This window comes from Nonomuraea sp. NPDC052265, assembly GCF_044547985.1.
GTDB lineage: Bacteria > Actinomycetota > Actinomycetes > Streptosporangiales > Streptosporangiaceae > Nonomuraea.
Genome location: NZ_JBIUBJ010000003.1, coordinates 178,065 through 196,553, shown reverse-complemented (window position 1 = coordinate 196,553; position 18,489 = coordinate 178,065). Strand labels below are relative to the sequence as shown.

Genomic DNA, 18,489 nt, shown 5'->3' with positions numbered 1-18,489 from the left:
GGTCACGGGCCGCCTGGCTCACCATTCCAGGACGAACGGCTCACCTCTTCCGCGGAAGTGGCCGACGTTCACGCACTCGGTGCGGCCGACGCGGGCGCGGCGGTGGAGGGGCTGGTGGACGTGGCCGAACAGGGCGTAACGCGGCTGGGTGCGCCGGATCGCCTCCAGCGTGGCCTCGCTGCCGCGCTCGAACCGCCTGGCCACGACGTCGTAGAGCAGCTCGGGCAGGGCGGGCGGGATGTGGCAGCACAACACGTCGACCTCGCCGAGCGCCTCGACCTTGGCGGCGTACTCCTCGTCGCCGATCTCGTACGGGGTGCGGTAGGGGGTCTTGAGCCCGCCGCCGACGAAGCCGAAGCGCAGGCCGCCGATCTCCACCACCTGGCCGTCGAGCACCTGATGCCCCGGTCTGAGGTAGTCGGGCCACAGGCGGGGAATGTCCACGTTGCCGTAGGTGAGGTAGGCGGGGGTGGGCATGGCGGCGAAGAGGGTGGCGTACTGGGCGCGGACGTTGCGCTCGATGTGCTCGCGGGGGTCGCCGCCGAGGCCGGCCCACAGGCGCGCCGACATGGCCCTGGCCTCGTCGAAACGCTTGGCCGTGCGCAGGGCGATGAACTCGGCGGCCCGCTCCGCGCCGAACAGGTCGGCGAAGATGCCGTTGGCGTGGTCGTCGTAGTCGATGAAGAGGATCAGGTCGCCCAGGCACACCAGCGCGTCGGCGCCCTCGCCCGCCCGGGCCAGCGCGTCGGCCCTGCCGTGCACGTCACTCACCACGTGGACCCTCATGGGGAAATCCTAGGTGGGACGGCTGCTAGCGTGATGAAGGCCCTTCATAACGCTCCCATGACGATGCTACCGACGCGTAACTTATGGCGGTAACGTCCAGGCGGTCCCTGTAGAGGAGTTGAAAGTTCGTGCGCGAGTACAGCGTCCCCGTCCTGGTCGATGTGCCTGCCTCAGCGAGCCTGCCGGACACGGTCTTCGACCGGGCCGAGCGGGAGCCCGGCACCGTGATCATGCGCCGCAAGACCGACGACGGCTGGCCCGTCGTGACCGCGGGCGAGTTCCGCGACCAGGTGGTCGAGGTGGCCAGGGGGCTCATCGCGGCCGGGGTCGAGCACGGCGACCGGGTCGCGCTCATGTCGCGCACGCGCTACGAGTGGACGCTGATCGACTACGCCCTCTGGTCCGTGGGCGCGGTCACCGTGCCGATCTACGAGACCTCGTCGGTGGAGCAGGTCCGGTGGATCCTGGCCGACAGCGAGGCCAAGGCGGCCTTCGTCGAGCTCGACGCGCACGAGGAGACCGTCCGCGAGGCCGCGCCCGAGCTGAAGGCCGTCTGGCGGGTCGAGGGGCGGCTCGACGCCGAGGGCGTGCCCGGCTCGGCCGTCGAGGAGCGCAGGAAGCTGGTCGTCTCCTCCGACCTGGCCACGGTCGTCTACACCTCGGGCACCACCGGCCGTCCCAAGGGCTGCCGGATCACGCACGACAACCTGCTGTTCACCGCCCTCAACGTGCTGCGCGGGCCGCTGGAGCCGCTGTTCAGCTCCAAGGACCCGGCGGCGCTGCTGTTCCTGCCGCTGGCGCACATCTTCGCGCGCATGATCCAGGTGGTGCTGGTCGAGGCCGGCGCGATCATGGCGCACACCCCGAACATGAAGAACGTCGCCCCCGACCTCCAGGACTTCAAGCCGACGTTCCTGCTGGGCGTGCCGCGGGTGTTCGAGAAGGTCTACAACGGCGCCGAGCAGAAGGCCGCCGCGGGCGGCAAGGGCAAGATCTTCGCCCGCGCCGTCGACGTGGCGGTGGCCTGGAGCAAGGCCGAGGCGTCCGGCGGCGCGCCGCTCGGCCTGCGTCTGCGCCACATGCTGTTCGACCGGCTGGTCTACGCCAAGCTGCGCGCGGCCACCGGCGGCCGGCTGTCGGCCGCGGTCTCCGGCGGCTCGGCGCTCGGCGACCGGCTCGGCCACTTCTTCAGGGGCGTCGGCATCGAGGTCTTCGAGGGCTACGGCCTGACCGAGACCTCCGCCCCCATCTCGGTCAACATGCCGGGCGCCAACAAGATCGGCACGGTCGGCAAGCCGCTGCCCGGCGTCTCGGTCCGCATCGGCGACGACGGCGAGATCCTGGCCAAGGGCCGCAACGTCTTCCACGGCTACTGGAAGAACGACGCGGCCACCGCCGAGGCGGTCGACGCCGAGGGCTGGTACCGCACGGGCGACGTGGGCGAGCTCGACGCCGACGGCTACCTGAGCATCACCGGCCGCAAGAAGGAGATCCTGGTGACGGCCGCGGGCAAGAACGTCGCCCCCGGCCCGCTGGAGGACGCGCTGCGCGCCCACCCGCTGATCTCCCAGGCCATGATCGTCGGCGAGGGGCGTCCCTTCGTCGCCGCGCTGGTCACGCTCGACCCCGAGGCGACGCCCGCCGGCCGGAGCGTGGCCGAGCTGCGCGCCGACCCGGCGATCCTGGCGCAGGTCCAGGAGGCCGTCGACCGGGCCAACGGCTTGGTGTCGAAGGCCGAGCAGATCAAGAAGTTCACGATCCTCGACGCCGACCTCACCGAGGAGAGCGGCCACCTGACGCCGACGCTGAAGGTCAAGCGCAACCTGGTGATGCGCGACTACGCCAAGGAGATCGACGAGCTCTACGGCCACTGAGCCGTCAGGCGGCTCCCACCAGCTCGCCGGCCCGCTCGGTCGCGGTCAGGATCGCGGCCAGGGCCTGGCGGGTGGCCTGGCGCTCGGCCAGTTGCCCGTCCAGGCCGGTGAGCCGGCCGCGCAGCCGGCCCAGGGTGCACGCGTCCAGCACCTCGCCGGAGCCGGAGGCGCACGGGAGCACGTCCTTGATGACCCTGGTCGGCAGGCCGGCGGCGAGGAGGGTGCGGATGCGGCGGACCACGAGGTGAGCGCCGAGGAGCTGCGCCGGGCGGCGGAGATCACACCGATCGCGGCCGTGCAGAACATGTACGACCTGGCCACCCGCCGGCACGAGGACGTCGCGGACCACGCCGCCGCGCACGGCATCGCGTTCCACGTGGCGGCGCTGTCGGTCAAGCTCTCCGACGAGCAGTGCGACCGGCTGTCGGCGGCGGTCGCTTGAGGGCGCCGTCCGGGGGCGGGCCCGTCATCCGGTGACGGGCCGCGCCTGCGCCAGGACGAGCCGGCCCGCCCGCTCCGACAACGCCTGCCTGGCCGCCTCCGGCAGGCCGGTGTCGGAGACGACCACGTCGGCCTCGCCGAGCTGGGCGATCGTGCTGATGCCGACCGTGCCCCACTTGGTGTGGTCGGCCAGCACCACGAGCCTGGAGGCGGCCTCGACCAGCGCCCGGTCGGTCTCGGCCTCCATCATGTTGGGCGTGGTGAAGCCCGCCCTGGCGGTCATGCCGTGCACGCCCAGGAAGAGCAGGTCCACGTTGAGCTGGCGGATCGCGGCGACCGCGACCGGGCCGACGAGCGCGTCCGAGGGGGTGCGCACGCCGCCGGTCAGCACGACCGTCTGGTCGGGACGGCCGGCGTGCTGGAAGACGTCGGCGATCCGGACGGAGTTCGTCACGACGGTCAGGCCGGGGACCTGGCCGAGGTGGTGGGCGAGCGTCCAGGTGGTGGTGCCGGCCGACAGGGCCACGGCCGTGCCGGGACGGACGAGCGCGGCGGCGTGCCCGGCGATGGCCCGCTTCTCCTCCTCCTGCTGCACGGACTTGGCGGCGAAGCCGGGCTCGTCCGTGGAGCCGATGGTGGTCGCGCCGCCGTGCACCTTGGCCAGCAGGCCGCGCTCGGCCAGCAGTTCCAGGTCGCGCCGGATCGTGATGTCGGAGACGCCGAACGTGCGCACCAGGTCCACGACCCTGACGCCGCCGTTCTGCCGGACGAGGTCCACGATCGCCTGCTGCCGCTGCGGGGCGAGCATCGCATCACCAGATCCCAACAGGTTCCGACACCATCCCGTTCGCATCATGACATGACACCGACCCGGTGAATGCGTCGAAAACGTCATGAAACAGTGCGTTGACAGGGGTGGAGGTTCGTCTTTCGATGAATGGGTGTGAGCGAACTCGGGGGAATCTGAAGGGTCCGGCAAGGAGGAACCACCATGGACCGACGCATGCCGATCTCCCGCCGCCATCTACTCCTCGGAGCCGCCGCCCTCGGCGTGCCCGCCGCCCTCGTCGGCTGCGGATCCGGCAGCCCCTCCACCACGCCGGGCAGGTCGTCCGGCGGCGGCCCGGGCACGGTCACGATCGGCTCGAACGCCTCCGACGAGGTCCCCAAGAAGGCCCTGGAGACCGTGCTCAAGGGCTTCACCCAGGCCGTCCCGAAGGTCAACACGGTCGACCACAACACGTTCCAGGAGAACATCAACCGCTACCTCAAGGGCACGCCCGACGACGTGTTCACCTGGTTCGCCGGCTACCGGATGCAGTTCTTCGCCCAGCAGGGCCTGGCGACCGACATCTCCGACGTGTGGCAGGAGATCGGGGGCGACTACACGCAGGCGTTCAAGGACCAGTCGACCGGCATCGACGGCAAGCAGTACTTCGTGCCGTTCACCTACTACCCGTGGGCCGTCTTCTACCGCAAGAGCCTGTGGCGGGCCAAGGGGTACGAGCCCCCGAGGACCCTGGACGAGTTCACCGCCCTGGCCAGGAGGATGAAGGCGGACGGGCTGATCCCGATCGCGTTCGCCGACAAGGACGGCTGGCCGGCGATGGGCACGTTCGACATCCTGAACATGCGCACGAACGGCTACGACTTCCACATCTCGCTCATGGCGGGCAAGGAGTCGTGGACCGACCCCCGGGTCAAACAGGTCTTCGACACCTGGCGGGGGCTGATGGAGTACCACCAGCCGGCCGCGCTCGGGCGTACCTGGCAGGAGGCCGGGCAGTCGCTCGCGCAGAAGAAGACCGGCATGATCCTGCTCGGCATGTTCGTCGCCCAGCAGTTCCCCGAGGCCGACCGCGACGACCTCGACTTCTTCACCTTCCCCGAGATCAACCCCGCGTACGGCACCGACTCGATCGACGCCCCCATCGACGGCTACATGATCTCGGCCAAGGCCAGGAACGTGGACGGCGCCAAGGCCCTGCTCAAGCACCTGGCCAAGGGCTCCTCCCAGAACGAGGCGACCAAGCTCGACCCCGGCACGCTCGCGGCCAGCTCCAAGGCCGGCACCGGCGGCTACAGCGCCCTGCAGAAGCGCGGCGCGGAGCTGGTCTCCCAGGCCACCCACCTGGCGCAGTTCCTCGACCGCGACACCCGGCCGGACTTCGCCTCGACCGTGATGATCCCGTCTCTTCAGGCGTTCGTCGGCAAACCGGACGAGATCGACTCCTTGCTGGCGAGCATCGAGAAGCAGAAGGCCAACATCTTCCGCTGATGACCGTCAAAACCCGTCGCTACTCCGCCCGCGACGTGACCGTCCTGGTCATCGGGCTGGGGATGGCCGTCATCGTCAACGTGGGCCTCATCTGGGGGCCCACGCTGGCCTCCGCCGCGCTGTCCGGGACCGACTGGAACGGCATCGGGCCGATCGAGTGGGTGGGCGGGCGCAACTACCACGACCTGGCCACCGCGTACCCGCCGTTCTGGTCGGCCGTGCGCAACAACGTGCTGTGGCTGGGCTTCCTGGGGCTGGTCGCGACGCCGTTCGGGCTGTTCTGCGCGGTGCTGCTGGACCGGCGGCTGCGGCTGTCGCGGGTCTACCAGAGCGCGCTGTACCTGCCGGTCGTGTTGTCGCTGGCCGTGGTGGGCTTCATCGCGCAGCTCGTCTACTCCTCCGACTACGGCGTGCTGAACGCGGTCACCGGCCTGACCGTCGACTGGCTGGGCGACCGTTCGATCAACATCTGGGTGGTGATGGTCGCGGCCGGCTGGCGGCACGTCGGCTACGTCATGATCATCTACCTGGCCGGGCTCAAGGCCGTGGACCCGGCGCTGAAGGAGGCCGCCGCCATCGACGGCGCCACCGAGGCGCAGGCCTTCTTCCGCGTGGTGTTCCCGACGCTGCGGCCGGTCAACGTGATCGTGCTGGTCATCACCGTGATCGAGGCGCTGCGCGCGTTCGACATCGTCTACGCCGTCAACAAGGGCAGGAACGGCCTGGAGCTGCTGTCGGTGCTGGTCACCGAGAACATCGTGGGCGAGGCCGGCCGCATCGGTTTCGGCTCGGCCATCGCCGTGATCCTGCTGGTGATCTCGCTGGGGTTCATCGTCACGTACCTGTCGCAGCTGTTCAAGGAGGAGCGATGACGCTCACCGCGCCCGCCCCCGCTCCCCCGGCCGCGGGCCGGCGCGCGCCCGCGCGCCGGCCCGTGCGGCCGCTGCGGATCCTGCTGCACGCCTTCCTGGCGCTGGTGGCGCTGGGCTGGTTCCTGCCGCTGGCCCTGTCGCTCTACGCCTCGCTGCGGCCGTACGAGGAGACGGCCCGGCTCGGCTACTTCTCGCTGCCCGAGCACCTCACGCTGGACTACTACGCCAAGGCGTGGAGCCAGGCCGAGCTGCCCCACTACTACCTGAACACGCTGATCATCGTCGTCCCCGGGCTGCTGGTCACGCTGTTGCTGGCCTCGTTCACGGCGTTCGCCGTCGCGCGGGTGCGCGTCCCCGGGCGCAAGGTGCTGCTGATCGTGTTCACCGCCGGGAACCTGCTGCCGCCGCAGGTGCTCATCACCCCGCTCTACACCCTCTACACGCTGGTGCCGCTGCCCGCCTGGCTGTCGGACTCCCAGTCGCTCTACGACTCCTACCTCGGGCTGATCCTCGTCCACGTGGCGTTCCAGTTCGGCTTCTGCGTCTTCGTCATCGCCAACTTCATGCGGACGATCCCGGAGGAGATCACCGAGGCGGCGCTCGTGGACGGCGCGAGCGTGTGGAAGCGCTACTGGCGGCTCACGCTGCCGCTGTGCAGGCCGGTGCTGGCTGCGCTGGCCACCCTGGAGTTCACCTGGATGTACAACGACTTCCTGTGGGCGCTGGTGCTGATGTCCTCGGGCGACAAGCTGCCGGTGACCTCGGCGCTGAACAACCTGCGCGGCCAGTTCTTCACCGACTACAACCTGCTGGCGGCCGGGTCCGTGCTGGTGGCGCTGCCCACGCTGGTCGTCTTCCAGCTCCTGCACAAGCAGTTCGTCGCCGGGCTCACGCTGGGCTCGACCAAGGGTTAGAGGAGGGCGTGGAAGCGGGTGGCGACCTGGTCCCACGTCCACTCGCGGGTGATCCAGTCGCGGCCGCACGCGCCCATCTTGCGGGCCCGCGCGGGGTCGGCGAGCAGGTCGACGACGGCCTGGGCGACGTCCGCGACGTCCTCGCCGTCCACCACCAGGCCGGTCTCCCCCGGCCGTACGGCGTCCGGCGCGCCGCCGGAGTTGCCCGCGACCACCGGCAGGCCGGTCGCCGACGCCTCCAGGAAGACGATCCCGAGGCCCTCGACGTCCACGCCGTTCCAGCGGGTGCGGCAGGGCATGGCGAAGACGTCCGCCGCCGCGTAGTAGCCGGGCAGGCTCGCGGCGGGGACCGTACCGGTGAACCTGATCGACTCGCGCCCGCCCGCCATGCGCTCCAGCCGCGACCGGTACGGGCCGCCGCCCACCAGCAGCAGCACCGCGCCCGGCACCGCGCGCAGCACCCGGGGCCAGGCCCGGATGAGCTGGTCCTGGCCCTTGCGCGGGACCAGCCTGGACACGCAGGCCACCACCGGACGGCCGTCGAGGCCCAGCGCCGCCTTGGCCGCCCGCGGATGGAACTGGTCGACGTCGACGCCGGGCGCCAGGCGTACGAGCTTGTGCGGGGGGATCGCCGCCGCCAGACGCTCGCGCGTGTAGTCGCCCAGGTAGGTGACCACGTCGGCGTGCGCGCCGATCCTGCGCAGCACCGAGCGGAAGCCCGGCGCGCCCGCCCACGACGCCTCGTGGCCGTGGGTGAGCATCACCACCCGCCGCGCGCCCGCCGCGCGCAGGCGCGGCGCGAGCAGGCCGAGCGGCGCGGCCGCGCCGAAGACGACGGTCTCGGCGCGGTGCTCGGCCACCAGCCCGGCCGCCGTGCGCGCGACGGCCGGAGTGGGCAGCATCAGCCGCGTCGGGTGCCGCACGACCCGGTACGGCTGACGCCGGTCGAACTCCTCGCACCCCGGCCAGTCGGGGGCGTAGACCGCCACCCCCGGCGTGCGGAGCGCGAGTCCGTGCACGAACGACTGGATGCCGCCCGGTCTGGGCGGGAAGTCGTTCGTCACGAAGACGACGTTGGTCACGGTTCGGGGACGCCGTTCAGTCTCGCCCACGACCGGGCCAGGGCGTTGCGCTCGGGGCTGGAGGGATGGGAGGCATAGAGCACATATTCCACCGCATCCGGCGACAAGTCGGAAATGTTGGTTATGGCCAGGCGTTTCTGCATCGCGATGAACGTGGCCGGATCCCGGGTGAGGTCGAGGGCGTGCACGTCGGCCCGCGCCTCCACGTGCCGCGTGATCAGGTTCTGGGCCGGGTCGGAGACCAGCGAGGCCAGGGTCATCAGGCCCATGAGCACGCCGACCGCGCGCGGGTCGGCGACCGAGGCGATCCCCGTACGCCGCCGCAGCGGGCCGACCAGCAGGAACAGGCCGATCGCCCCGAACCCGGCCAGCAGGCCGCCGAGCAGCGTGCCGTCGAGCACGTCGGCGTGCTTGGCGTGACCCAGCTCGTGCGCGACCACCAGCTCGACCTCCGACTCCGGGGCCTTGAGCAGCGTGTCGTAGACGACGATCCGGCGCGTGGCCCCGAAGCCCGACACGTACGCGTTGAGCGCCGTGGTGCGCCGCGAGGCGTCGGCGACCAGCACGTCCTTGACCGGGACGCCGTCCCGCTCGGCCATGGCCAGCAGCTCCGACCGCAACGAGCCCTGCGGCATGGAGGTGAAGTCGTTGAACAGCGGCTCGAACACCACCGGGTAGACGTACGACACGCCCAGGGTGAGCGCGAACGCGCCCACGGCGGCCGGGATCCACCACTGGCGCACCTTGCGCGCCAGCGCCACCAGGGCGAGCAGCATGACGGCCAGCAGCAGCACGCTGATGCCGGTGTTCTTGAGCCGGTCGGCGGTCCAGCCCGCCCAGTCCTGGGTGGACAGGCCGTAGTCGCGCAGGATCGTCTCGAACCACATGCCGAGCGGCCACCGCAGCGCCTCGGTGATCGCGGTGAGCACCACCACGCCGAGCACCACCCGCACCCACCACGGGCCCCTGAGCACCCCCAGCACCTTCGCCGCGAACGGCGTCAGGACCAGCAGCCCGGCGAACAGGACCGTGATGCCGAGCGAGATGTAGCCGGGCAGGGTGGTGGCCGCGTCGAACGCCTGCGCCCTGGCGATCTGGGCGGCGCTGAAGTCGCGGGCGGGGTCGGGGGTGACGGCCGGCGCGGCGGCGGCCAGGACCCGCCAGGGGGTGGTGAACGCGGCCACGGCCAGGATCACGCCCCCGACCAGGGCCAGGGCGGCCCCGGCGGCGCGCCTGGAGCGGGACTCGGCGCGTTGCCGTTCTCGTGCGATGAGGTGCTCCGCCGTTCCTACCAGGTTGCCGGTTCCGGGATGGGGGTCGGCGTTGTCGGAATGGGCGGCGGCGCCGTCTGCTTGGCCCTGTCCGCGCTTCTCGCCCTTGCCGCCTTTACCGGCCTTGCCCTTACCGCGGCCTTTGCCGCCCTTCCTGGGGACGTCCCTGATCTCGGGGAGGCCGTTCGTGCTCTCGGCGGGGTCGTTCGTGATCTCGGCGGGGTCGTTCGTGATTGTGGATGGCTCCTCGGCATTCTTCGCCTGGCCGTCCGCGCCTTTGGTGGCCCTCTTCGGGCGCTGGGCGTCGTCGGCCGGGGGGCCGGCGTGCTTGGCGTGGGGGCGGTCGTCGGGGGTGGAGGGATGGGGGTGGCGGGGGTCCTCGGTGTCGGGGTCGGCGTCCGCGTCGGGGCGGACGTCCGGACGGGCGTCGGGGGCGTCCGGGTCGTCCGGGTCGTCGGGGTGCCCCGAGTGTTCGGGGGGCTCGACGGTCCCTTCCGGCCCGGCGCCGGAGGGTCCAGTGCTGGAGGACCCGGCGCCGGAGGACCCGGCGCCGGGAGGTTCGTCGTTGCCGGAGGGGGGCGGGGGGCCGTCGTCGCCGGGGCGCCTGCCTTCGCCGCCCCTGATGGCCACACCCCCACCGTGCCCGGTCTCGACCGCCGTGCCGGGCTCGTCGGCCCCTCTGGCGACCGCTCCTGCGGGCTCGTCCCCCTCCCGGGGCGGGTCGTTCCGCTCGCTCATCTGCCTCCCCTTCACGCGAGCTGCTCTCGTACGTACTCGCGCCACCGTGCCGCCAGTGTCTCGGCGGTGAGCCCCACGGAGGCGAGCGCCTGATCGACGCCGGCCACGCGGGCATCACGGTAGAGCCGTACCAGGGTCCCGTCACCGAACCGGTCTGCGAGGAAGCGACACGCCATCCAGGCCTCCTGGTACGCCCGCGCGAGCCGTCCGGGATCGGCGGCCGTAGGGGCGAAAGCCGCAGGTCCGGGCAACTCGCTCGGCAGCCTGCCGGCCCGTACTTCGGCGGCGAGCTCGGCGGCGGCCGTCCTGATGGGGAGCCCGGCGTCGCGGTAGGCCACGTAGTCGGCGAATCCCTCGTAGAGCCAGACGGGCAGCCGGTCGGTGCCCGCGGCGACGTGGGTGAGTTCATGGGTGAGGACGACGTCACGTCCGGTGGGGGTGAGCCGCGCGAAGGAGCCGGGCACGACGATCACCCTGGCGCCGTCGGCCACCGCGGCCAGCCCGTCCAGCGGGCCCGTGCCCGCCAGCGTGGCCGCCTCGGCGTCGGTGTCCGGTACGACGACCACCGCGCGTACCGGCCGGCCGAGCACCTCGGACACCCGCCGTCCGGCGAGGTCGGCGCGGCGGGCGAGATCGGCGAGCACGCCGGGCTCGGCGCGATGCCCCACGACCACGGACCGTCCGCCGCGGGCCACCTGACCGCCGTCGCCCCACGACCCCCGCGCCCCGGCGGGCAGGACGGTGTCGGGCGGCGCGTCGGCGACCACGAGAACCGCCGCCAGCAGCAGGACGGGCAGGAGCAGACGCGGACCGCGGAGGAACGGACGCACCTGCGAGGACACGGCCCGATGCTAGTCGGCCCGGAGGCCCTCACGACCCCTTCACCAGGGCCGGGCATGCGCCGCCTTCACAAGGCCGGACCTGTTCATGACGCCGGACATGTTCCCGACGCCGGACATGTTCCCGAGGCGGACATGTTCCCGAGGCCGGACATGCGACAGGCCCCGGCCCGGACCGGGGAGGGTCCGGGCGGGGCCTGTTGTCACGCGCCGGGACGCACCGCGCCGACGAACGACGACTTCCGCCATCCGCCCAGTTTGTCGATGCGCACCCGTTCGCCGGTCCTCGGCGAATGGATCATCTTGCCGTGGCCGACGTACATGCCGACGTGGCCCAGCCCGTTGAAGAACACCAGGTCGCCCGGCTTGAGATGGCGCCAGGAGACCTTGTGCCTGATGCGGGCGAACTGGCTGCTCGCCACGCGCGGGAGTCGCACCCCGGCCTTCTTCCAGGCGTACTGGACGAGTCCGGAGCAGTCGAACGAACCAGGACCCGTGGCCCCGTACCGGTACGGGTCGCCGATCTGGTGCTTGGCGACGACGACGGCCCTGCGGGCCTTCGACGTCTGCCGAGCGGCTCTCGCCGCCTTCGCCGACCTGGCGCTCTTCGCCGACTTGGCCGACTTGGCAGTGGCCGCCTTGGCGGTGCTGGACACCGCGGTGAGCCTGACGGCCGATTCGCTAACCGTCTGCGCCCCGGCCGGCACGGCATGGAGGACCGCACCTCCGGCCGTCACGGTCATCGTGAGTGCGACGCCCCTCAGGGCAAGACGGGACAGACGGGGGTTGTGCAGAGAGGTAGACAGGATTTCTCCTTGTGTCTTCCACGAACGCCTACCGGGTTAGCTGACGGATTCGGGCCTGGAAGTCGCCCTACAGCGCGCTAAGCGCTGATTCACCCCTGATCCCGGGGGATGACGGGATCTTTGGGTCCCCGGCTCCGTGCCTCCTGGCTGCACGGACTCGGCAGGTCGCCACCCGATCGATGTGTCTCAATGGGGATATCGGCGGCGACCGACGGATTTTTATCTTGTCCACATCGGGGGTTCCGATGTCGGGTCGCGGCTCGCATGGCTTGCTGACCGCGACGCCAGAAACTACGCCGAAGGGTCAAGATTTGGCAAAAGGGGAGTCAGGTTGTAAAGATCAGATAAAGGTGGAAGTAAGGAGCGAAACCCCTGCTGGAGCGGAGGGCGTCGTTACCTGAATGTGACCCTTCTCACACTTCCCGCCACACCCGGTTGTCAGGACCCTTTCACCCCTTTCGTCCCCTTCATCCCCCCACCCTGACAACGCCCGAACACGACCGGACAGCGACTGCGGACGACCGACTTCCGGACATGCCGCCCCCGCTCCCGAAAGCAGCCGGGCTCGACATGGCTCCCACGCGAGAGGAACAAGGTCGGCCGCTTGGGGCGGCGTACAAGGCGCTCCGACCCCCGTGGCCGAGGACGCGGACGGAGCGGGCTGGGAGGCGACGGCGGGTCCTCGACACGGGTGATGGCGGAGAGGCGCGAGGCTGTGGACAGCCGGTCTGAGGCTCGGGCCTGGGCGGCGGGGAGAGTGGAGGCGAGGCCAGGCGGCCCGGGACAGGGCGGCATGGGAGTGGGCCGCTATGGGGAGTGGCTCCCGTGCGGCCGGACGGCAGGGGACGCGCTGAGGACACCCGTACGGCCCGTTGTGGCTCTCATTTCCACCCTGACGGCCAGGAGGGCGGACGGTGGGCCGGGTGCTGGAACGGGAGCCTGGACGTGCCTCGGGGTGCTCGACTTGGGCCGGAGGTGGGGACCGTCCTACTGCGGCCGTCGCACTGGCCATCCTGCTGGGGCCGCCCCACTGGGGTTGGTAGTGGGGCGGGATTCACAAGGGTGGGGAGGGGCGTCAGGGGCGGATGGCGCCGACGAGGGAGCGGCCGTAGTCGGCGAGGCGGACGACCTTGACGACGTCGCCCGTCTGCGGCGCATGCACGATCTTGCCCCCGCCCGCGTAGATGCTGACGTGCCCGAGCCCCTCGCTGAAGATCAGGTCCCCCGGCTGGAGGTTCTTGATGTCCACCTTGCGGCCGGCGCCCCAGGCCCACTGCTGCCACGTCGTACGCGGCAACGAGACGCCGGCCGCACGCCAGGCGGCCTGGGTCAGTCCTGAGCAGTCGTAGCCACGTGGGCCCGTGCCGCCGTAGATGTACGGCTTGCCGACCTGGGCGAAGGCGAAGCGCAGGACGGCGGCCGCGCTGCCCGAGGCGGGCCCGGTGTACTTGATGCCGGTGCTGTTGGGGTTGCCCGGGTTGTACGCCCCCAGCTTGTCCAGGAGCTTCTTCTGCTGGCCGACCAGCTTCAGGACCTCGGCGCGCTCCTTCTGGACGGCGTCCCGCTCCTTGTCGGCGTCCGCGAGGGCGGCCTCGGCGTTGTCGCGCTCGGCCTTGAGCCCCTTGTTCTCGCGGTCGAAGGCGGCCAGCTTCTCCAGCCGCTCGCGCGAGAGCTGCCCTGCCATGGCCAGCCCGGCCAGCAGGTTCTCGGGGGCGTCGGCGCCGACCATGCCGGGCAGCGACGCGACGTCCCCGCCCATCTTGTACGAGTCCACCGCCACCCTGATGATCTCGGCCCGCAGGTCGGCGACCGTCTGCAGCTTCTGCTTGTAGCGGTCGTTCAGCCTGGTGTAGGCGCTCTTGGCCTTCTTGTACTCCTCGGTCGCCGTGTTGTACCGGTCGACGACCTTGTCGGCCTTGTCGTTGAGCTTCTCCAGCTTGGCCTTGGCCTGCTTGAGAGTGGGCTTGGGATCAGCGAGCGCCGCACCCATCGGGACCGTCATCAGTCCGATCGCGAGACCCGCGGCCACCGTCACCCGGCCAAACCTCACAGCGTCGCCTCCCAGGGATTACACCTGGGGCGAAATAGTACAGAAGTGGCGGGCGGGGTCTTGCCAAAAGTGCTAATTCGTAACTTATGCACGGCCCAACCGGCGCAGCAGCAAAGCCGACGGAACCGGTCTGGCACCCATCCGGCGTACGGACTCGGCCACCTCGCGGTCGGAGGAGACGACGGCGATGGCCCGGCCGGGCGGCTCGGCGCGGACGAGCTGGCGGATGAGGTCGTCGGCGATCTCCCCCGGCGCGCTGAACAGCACCCGCACCCCGCGCGGCGCCACCACCTGCACGGGCGCGTTGAGCTCGGCGCCGTCGAAGACCACCGTGACCTCGACGCGGGTCTGCGCGACCAGCCCGCCGAGGTTGGTCATCAGCCGGTTGCGCTGGTCGGCGAGGGTGAACGTGCCGTAGCCGGTCTTGGTGACGTTGTAGCCGTCGATGATCAGGTGGACCTGCGGCAACGCCAGGAGCTGGTCGAGGAGCTGCGGGTCGTCGTCGGCCAGGGCCCGCGCGGGCACCCCGCGCACCCCCGGACGCTCGCCGGTGCTGGCCGCGACCGAGTCGGCGGGCTTGCTGATCGTGGTGGGCAGCGCCAGCTCCCTGCGCAGCCCGGCCGAGGCGTCCTGGAGCGCGTCGAGCAGCACCCGGATGCGGGCGTCCTCGATGCTGCGGCCCTCGCGGGCGGCCCGGCGGGACGCTTCGAGCTGCCTCTCCACGTCGGCCAGCCGCTCGCGCAGGCGGCGCAGCTCGGCCTCGCCCGCGTTGCCGGCGGTGGAGGCGGCGTGCCGGGCGTCGTCGGCGGCCTGTTCCATCTCCTCGGACCTGCGGGTGGCGGCCTTGGCCCGCTCGCGGGCGTCGTGGAGCTTGCGCCGCAGGTCGGAGTTCTCGGCGCGGGCCGCCTTGATCTGCTCGCGCAGCCGGTCGGCCTCCTCCTTGGCGGCGGTCTTCTGCGCGGCGAGCTGCTCGCGCAGCCGCGTCACCGCCTCCTCCCGCTCGGACCCCTCGGCCGCCACGGCGGACTGCTCCAGGTCGGCGCGGGCGGTTTCGATCATCTCCGCCCAGCCGGGCGGCCTGGTGAGATAGGCTGCGGCAGCCACCAGCACGGGGTCGGCGGCGGGCGGCACACTGCCCTCGGCCAGGGCGGCGACCAGCTCGGGCCATCCGGCGGCGACGGACTCGGCGACCAGTTCGCGGAACTTCTTGTCGTTCTCCAGTTGCGCGGCGATCGGCGCGCTGCCCAGCTTGGCGCGCTTGCGCGGGTCGAACTTGGCGATGCCGCGCAGCGGCGGCGGCACCGAGACAGCGGGCATCGTCCCGAGGACCTGCGCCGCCAGGTCGACGACGTTGAGGCGCACCTGCTCGGGAAGCGGGCGAGACAGGCCTTCACCCGCTGAACTCATCCCACTTGTCCCTTCGTGACATGCCCTTTCAGACAAGGGTACGGCTCTTGCGTACCTGACCGTAACGGTCCCTTGAACCTAGACAAGCGCTTGGTAGGGGGTATACGACTGAGCCGGGGCAGCCGTCCGGTGTGGAGGTGAGCGGTGACGGAACAGATGCGCACGTCCACCCGTGACCTGGAGGAACTGCGCGGGCGCGCGTCCGCCTGGCTGCGCGGCCGGGTCGGCGGGGACGCCACGGTCTCGGAACTGTCGCGCCCCTCCGGCAACGGCATGTCGAGCGAGACGCTCTTCTTCACCGCCACGTGGGGCGGGGAGACCCGGCGGTGCGTGGCCAGGCTCGCACCTGCGGAGGAGGCCGTTCCGGTGTTCCCCTCCTACGATCTGCGGGCCCAGTTCGAGATCATGCGACTGGCCGGGGAGAAAGCTGGGATCCCAGCGCCCAGGCCGCTGTGGTTCGAGCCCGACCCCGGGCCGCTCGGGACGCCGTTCTTCGTCATGGAGCAGGCCGAGGGGGACGTGCCGCCCGATGTCATGCCGTACACGTTCGGGGGCTGGCTGCACGACGCCTCCCCCGGTGACCGACGCCGGTTGCAGGACGCGAGCGTCGGGCTCATGGCCGCGCTGCACGAGACGCCGTACACGGGCGAGGACGTCGCGGTGCTCGGCCCGCTCGCCCCCGGCGGCACGGACGGCCTGCGCGCCCACGTCGAGGCCCAGCGCGCCTACTACCGGTGGGCGCACGCCGAGCGGCCGATCCCCGTGCTGGAACGGGCCTTCGACTGGCTCGGCTCACACTGGCCGGACGACCCCGGCCCCGACGTCCTGACCTGGGGAGACGCCAGGATCGGCAACATCATGTACCGGGACTTCACGCCGGTGGCGGTGCTCGACTGGGAGATGGCCGCCGTGGGCCCGCGCGAGCTGGACGTCTCCTGGATGATCTTCCTGCACCGCTTCTTCCAGGACCTCGCGGTCACGATGGGCCTGCCCGGCATGCCGGACTTCATGCGCCGCGCCGACGTATGCCAGAAATATCGCGAAATAACCGGCTACGAGCCCCGCGACCTCGACTTCTACGAAATGTACGCCGCCCTCCGCCACGGCATCATCATGGCCAGGGTGTGGCAGCGCAGGGTCCACTTCGGCGAGCAGCCCATGCCGGACGACCCCGACGACCTGGTGCTCCACCGGGCCGCCATCGAGGAACTGCTCACCCGCTAGCGTCGTAGACCAGCAGCGCGATCTGCACCCGGTTGTTGAGGTCGAGCTTGGTCAGGATGCGCGAGACGTGCGCCTTGACCGTGGGCACGCTCATGAACAGCCCCCGCCCGATCTCGGCGTTCGACCTGCCCTGCCCCACCGCCAGCGCGACCTCGCGCTCCCGCTCGCTCAGCCGCCCGAGCAGCCCCCGCGCCCGCTCGGTACGGTCGCGCCCGCCCCCGTCGGAGACGTGCGCGATGAGCTGCCGCGTCACCGCGGGCGACAGGATCGGCTCCCCCGCGGCCACCCTCCTGATGGCGTCGACCAGGTCGCCGGGCGGGATGTCCTTCAGCAGGAACCCGGCCGCCCCCGCGCGCAGCGCCCGCACGACCTGGGCGTCGGCGTGGAACGTGGTCAGCACCACGACCTCGGGCGGCGAGGCGGTGCGGCGCAGCGCCTCGGTCGCGGTCAGCCCGTCGACGCCCGGCATGCGGATGTCCATCAGGACGACGTGCGGCCGGTGCTCGGCCACCCGCGGCGGCACCTCGGCCCCGTCGGCCGCCTCGCCCACGATCTCGATGTCCGCGGCGCCGCCGAGGATCATCGACAGCCCCGCCCGCACCATCGCGTCGTCGTCCACGATCAGCACCTTGATCGGCGCGTCCATCGGCCCTCCGTCGCTCAACCCTCGTCCCCGTCCTTCTCGCGCGGCCACGGCAGCCAGGCGCGGAGCCGGAACTCGCCGTCCCTCACGCCGTGCTCCAGCCGGCCGCCGGCCAGGTCCGCCCGTTCGGTCAGCCCGATGAGCCCGGCGCCCGCACCCGGCATGCGCGGCCCGTGCCGCGTCCACACCGGGTTGCGCACCTCCGCCGAGACCCCCTCGCCGCGCTCCCCCGCCACGGCCACGGCCACCGGCGCGCCACCCGCGTGCTTGCGCGCGTTGGTGAGCGCCTCCTGCACGATGCGGTAGACGTTGCGGCCCAGCCCCTCGGGCACGCCGTCCGCGGCGCCCAGGTCGAGGCGTACGTCCATGCCCGCCTGGCGGCACTCCTCGACCAGCGCGGGCAGGTCGGCCAGCGTCGGCTGCGGCCGGTCGGGCACCGGGTCTGCGGCGCCGGGCGGGGTGTGGCGCAGCACGCCGATCACCTCGCGCAGGTCCTGGAGCGCCAGGTGGGCGTTGCTCCTGATCGCCCCCGCCGCCCTGGCGACCTCGTCGGCGGGCGCGTCGGGCCGGAACTCCAGCGCCCCGGCGTGCAGGCTGAGCATCGAGATGCGGTGGGCCAGCACGTCGTGCATCTCGCGGGCGATGCGCTCGCGTTCGAGCCGCTTGGCGTCCTCGGCGGCGGTCTCGGCCCGCTGCCTGAGCGACCAGACGAGCTGCCGCCTGGCCCTGATGACGATGCCCCAGCCGTACACGGCCACCACGATCGTCCCCCCGAACGCCGCCGCCCACAGCGGCCCGAGGTCGTCCTGGGGCCGCAGCAGCACGTACGGGGCCAGGGTGACCAGCGACAGCAGCGCGATCGGCCCGGAGACCTTGAACGGCCGATGCACCGCCACGGTGAACACCGCCACCACCGAGGCCCCGCCGACGAGCTCCAGATAGGCCGACAGCAGCGTCGTGACCAGCGCGAACGCCACCGGCCAGCGCCGCCGCAGCCACACCCCCGCGCACGCCAGGGCCCCCACGACCTGCTCGACGGCCAGCAGCGGCTCGGGCGCGTCCCTGATCTCCTCCAGGCTGAGGAACGTCAGGCCGCAGGCCAGCAGGAACAGCGCGGTGTCGGAGACCCAGTCGAGGGTCGAGCGCCGCACCCGGCCCCCGCGGCCGTCGCCGAGCAGCGTGGACGGCAACGCCCACCGGTATTCCAGGGCCGGATAGCCCTCCCCCCGCAGCTCCCTCACATTCGTCGAGGTTATGCCCTGCC

Annotated in this window: 17 protein-coding genes and 1 riboswitch; of the genes, 6 read left to right on the top strand and 11 right to left on the bottom strand. The window is 71.7% G+C overall.

The genetic code is table 11. The annotated features are described in order from the left end of the window. Positions 1-18: 18 nt before the first annotated feature. Positions 19-786, bottom strand: coding sequence for a metallophosphoesterase (locus ACIHAD_RS10375; protein WP_397354075.1), 768 nt, complete (start codon positions 784-786; stop codon positions 19-21). Positions 787-914: 128 nt separating this feature from the next. Here ACIHAD_RS10375 and ACIHAD_RS10370 point away from each other — a divergent pair, with 128 nt between their 5' ends. Next, positions 915-2,660 carry an AMP-dependent synthetase/ligase gene (locus tag ACIHAD_RS10370; protein WP_397354074.1) on the top strand — a complete coding sequence of 582 codons (1,746 nt, stop codon included), beginning with the start codon at positions 915-917 and terminating at the stop codon, positions 2,658-2,660. A 4-nt stretch (positions 2,661-2,664) separates the two neighbouring features. Here ACIHAD_RS10370 and ACIHAD_RS10365 read toward each other — a convergent pair whose 3' ends face one another. Beyond that, positions 2,665-2,901: a hypothetical protein gene (locus tag ACIHAD_RS10365; RefSeq protein ID WP_397354073.1), complete on the bottom strand. Its 237-nt coding sequence runs from the start codon at positions 2,899-2,901 to the stop codon at positions 2,665-2,667. A gap of 3 nt (positions 2,902-2,904) precedes the next feature. Here ACIHAD_RS10365 and ACIHAD_RS10360 point away from each other — a divergent pair, with 3 nt between their 5' ends. Beyond that, complete coding sequence (locus tag ACIHAD_RS10360) at positions 2,905-3,102, top strand: hypothetical protein (protein ID WP_397354072.1); 198 nt, start codon at positions 2,905-2,907, stop codon at positions 3,100-3,102. Positions 3,103-3,126: 24 nt separating this feature from the next. Here ACIHAD_RS10360 and ACIHAD_RS10355 read toward each other — a convergent pair whose 3' ends face one another. Then, complete coding sequence (locus ACIHAD_RS10355; protein ID WP_397354071.1) at positions 3,127-3,909, bottom strand: DeoR/GlpR family DNA-binding transcription regulator; 783 nt, start codon at positions 3,907-3,909, stop codon at positions 3,127-3,129. 183 nt (positions 3,910-4,092) lie between these two features. Here ACIHAD_RS10355 and ACIHAD_RS10350 point away from each other — a divergent pair, with 183 nt between their 5' ends. From ACIHAD_RS10350 to ACIHAD_RS10340, 3 genes are read left to right on the top strand one after another with little or no spacing between them, the layout of a single operon-like run. Beyond that, on the top strand, positions 4,093-5,379 hold the full coding sequence (locus ACIHAD_RS10350; protein WP_397354070.1) for an ABC transporter substrate-binding protein: 1,287 nt from the start codon (positions 4,093-4,095) through the stop codon (positions 5,377-5,379). After that, positions 5,379-6,251, top strand: a complete 873-nt coding sequence (locus ACIHAD_RS10345; RefSeq protein WP_397354069.1) for a carbohydrate ABC transporter permease — start codon at positions 5,379-5,381, stop codon at positions 6,249-6,251. Before ACIHAD_RS10350 ends, ACIHAD_RS10345 begins: the two co-directional genes overlap by 1 nt. Further along, the gene (locus tag ACIHAD_RS10340; RefSeq protein WP_397354068.1) at positions 6,248-7,165 is read left to right on the top strand and encodes a carbohydrate ABC transporter permease; all 918 of its coding nucleotides are present in this window, start codon (positions 6,248-6,250) and stop codon (positions 7,163-7,165) included. The genes ACIHAD_RS10345 and ACIHAD_RS10340 overlap by 4 nt, the downstream gene beginning before the upstream one ends. On the opposite strand, the gene ACIHAD_RS10335 is transcribed toward ACIHAD_RS10340, so the two are convergent. From ACIHAD_RS10335 to ACIHAD_RS10310, 6 genes are all read right to left on the bottom strand, one after another. Continuing rightward, positions 7,162-8,247, bottom strand: coding sequence for a glycosyltransferase family 4 protein (locus ACIHAD_RS10335; RefSeq protein WP_397354067.1), 1,086 nt, complete (start codon positions 8,245-8,247; stop codon positions 7,162-7,164). The two genes, ACIHAD_RS10340 and ACIHAD_RS10335, sit on opposite strands and share 4 nt — an antisense overlap. Beyond that, on the bottom strand, positions 8,244-10,256 hold the full coding sequence (locus tag ACIHAD_RS10330; protein ID WP_397354066.1) for a M48 family metallopeptidase: 2,013 nt from the start codon (positions 10,254-10,256) through the stop codon (positions 8,244-8,246). Before ACIHAD_RS10330 ends, ACIHAD_RS10335 begins: the two co-directional genes overlap by 4 nt. Positions 10,257-10,267: 11 nt before the next feature. Further along, positions 10,268-11,098, bottom strand: a complete 831-nt coding sequence (locus tag ACIHAD_RS10325; protein ID WP_397354065.1) for a hypothetical protein — start codon at positions 11,096-11,098, stop codon at positions 10,268-10,270. Positions 11,099-11,298: 200 nt separating this feature from the next. Next, positions 11,299-11,751, bottom strand: a complete 453-nt coding sequence (locus ACIHAD_RS10320) for a C40 family peptidase (RefSeq protein ID WP_397354064.1) — start codon at positions 11,749-11,751, stop codon at positions 11,299-11,301. 160 nt (positions 11,752-11,911) lie between these two features. Beyond that, positions 11,912-12,074, bottom strand: a riboswitch (cyclic di-AMP (ydaO/yuaA leader). Positions 12,075-12,976: 902 nt separating this feature from the next. Further along, positions 12,977-13,903: an NlpC/P60 family protein gene (locus ACIHAD_RS10315; RefSeq protein ID WP_397354063.1), complete on the bottom strand. Its 927-nt coding sequence runs from the start codon at positions 13,901-13,903 to the stop codon at positions 12,977-12,979. Between the two features lie 132 nt (positions 13,904-14,035). Beyond that, complete coding sequence (locus ACIHAD_RS10310; RefSeq protein WP_397354062.1) at positions 14,036-15,358, bottom strand: NYN domain-containing protein; 1,323 nt, start codon at positions 15,356-15,358, stop codon at positions 14,036-14,038. Positions 15,359-15,502: 144 nt separating this feature from the next. Here ACIHAD_RS10310 and ACIHAD_RS10305 point away from each other — a divergent pair, with 144 nt between their 5' ends. After that, entirely contained in the window at positions 15,503-16,582 is a 1,080-nt protein-coding gene (locus ACIHAD_RS10305; RefSeq protein ID WP_397354061.1) for a phosphotransferase family protein, read from the top strand. On the opposite strand, the gene ACIHAD_RS10300 is transcribed toward ACIHAD_RS10305, so the two are convergent. Continuing rightward, positions 16,572-17,228, bottom strand: a complete 657-nt coding sequence (locus ACIHAD_RS10300; RefSeq protein ID WP_397354060.1) for a response regulator — start codon at positions 17,226-17,228, stop codon at positions 16,572-16,574. The two genes, ACIHAD_RS10305 and ACIHAD_RS10300, sit on opposite strands and share 11 nt — an antisense overlap. Before the next feature lie 14 nt (positions 17,229-17,242). Further along, positions 17,243-18,466 carry a sensor histidine kinase gene (locus tag ACIHAD_RS10295; protein ID WP_397354059.1) on the bottom strand — a complete coding sequence of 408 codons (1,224 nt, stop codon included), beginning with the start codon at positions 18,464-18,466 and terminating at the stop codon, positions 17,243-17,245. Positions 18,467-18,489 lie beyond the last annotated feature (23 nt).

Bases quoted from the DNA above. Each gene is read 5' to 3' on its own strand.
- ACIHAD_RS10375 (WP_397354075.1), bottom strand. From the start codon at position 786: ATGAGGGTCCACGTGGTGAGTGACGTGCACGGCAGGGCCGACGCGCTG.
- ACIHAD_RS10355 (WP_397354071.1), bottom strand. From the start codon at position 3,909: ATGCTCGCCCCGCAGCGGCAGCAGGCGATCGTGGACCTCGTCCGGCAG.
- ACIHAD_RS10350 (WP_397354070.1), top strand. From the start codon at position 4,093: ATGGACCGACGCATGCCGATCTCCCGCCGCCATCTACTCCTCGGAGCC.
- ACIHAD_RS10345 (WP_397354069.1), top strand. From the start codon at position 5,379: ATGACCGTCAAAACCCGTCGCTACTCCGCCCGCGACGTGACCGTCCTG.
- ACIHAD_RS10340 (WP_397354068.1), top strand. From the start codon at position 6,248: ATGACGCTCACCGCGCCCGCCCCCGCTCCCCCGGCCGCGGGCCGGCGC.
- ACIHAD_RS10330 (WP_397354066.1), bottom strand. From the start codon at position 10,256: ATGAGCGAGCGGAACGACCCGCCCCGGGAGGGGGACGAGCCCGCAGGA.
- ACIHAD_RS10315 (WP_397354063.1), bottom strand. From the start codon at position 13,903: ATGACGGTCCCGATGGGTGCGGCGCTCGCTGATCCCAAGCCCACTCTC.
- ACIHAD_RS10310 (WP_397354062.1), bottom strand. From the start codon at position 15,358: ATGAGTTCAGCGGGTGAAGGCCTGTCTCGCCCGCTTCCCGAGCAGGTG.
- ACIHAD_RS10300 (WP_397354060.1), bottom strand. From the start codon at position 17,228: ATGGACGCGCCGATCAAGGTGCTGATCGTGGACGACGACGCGATGGTG.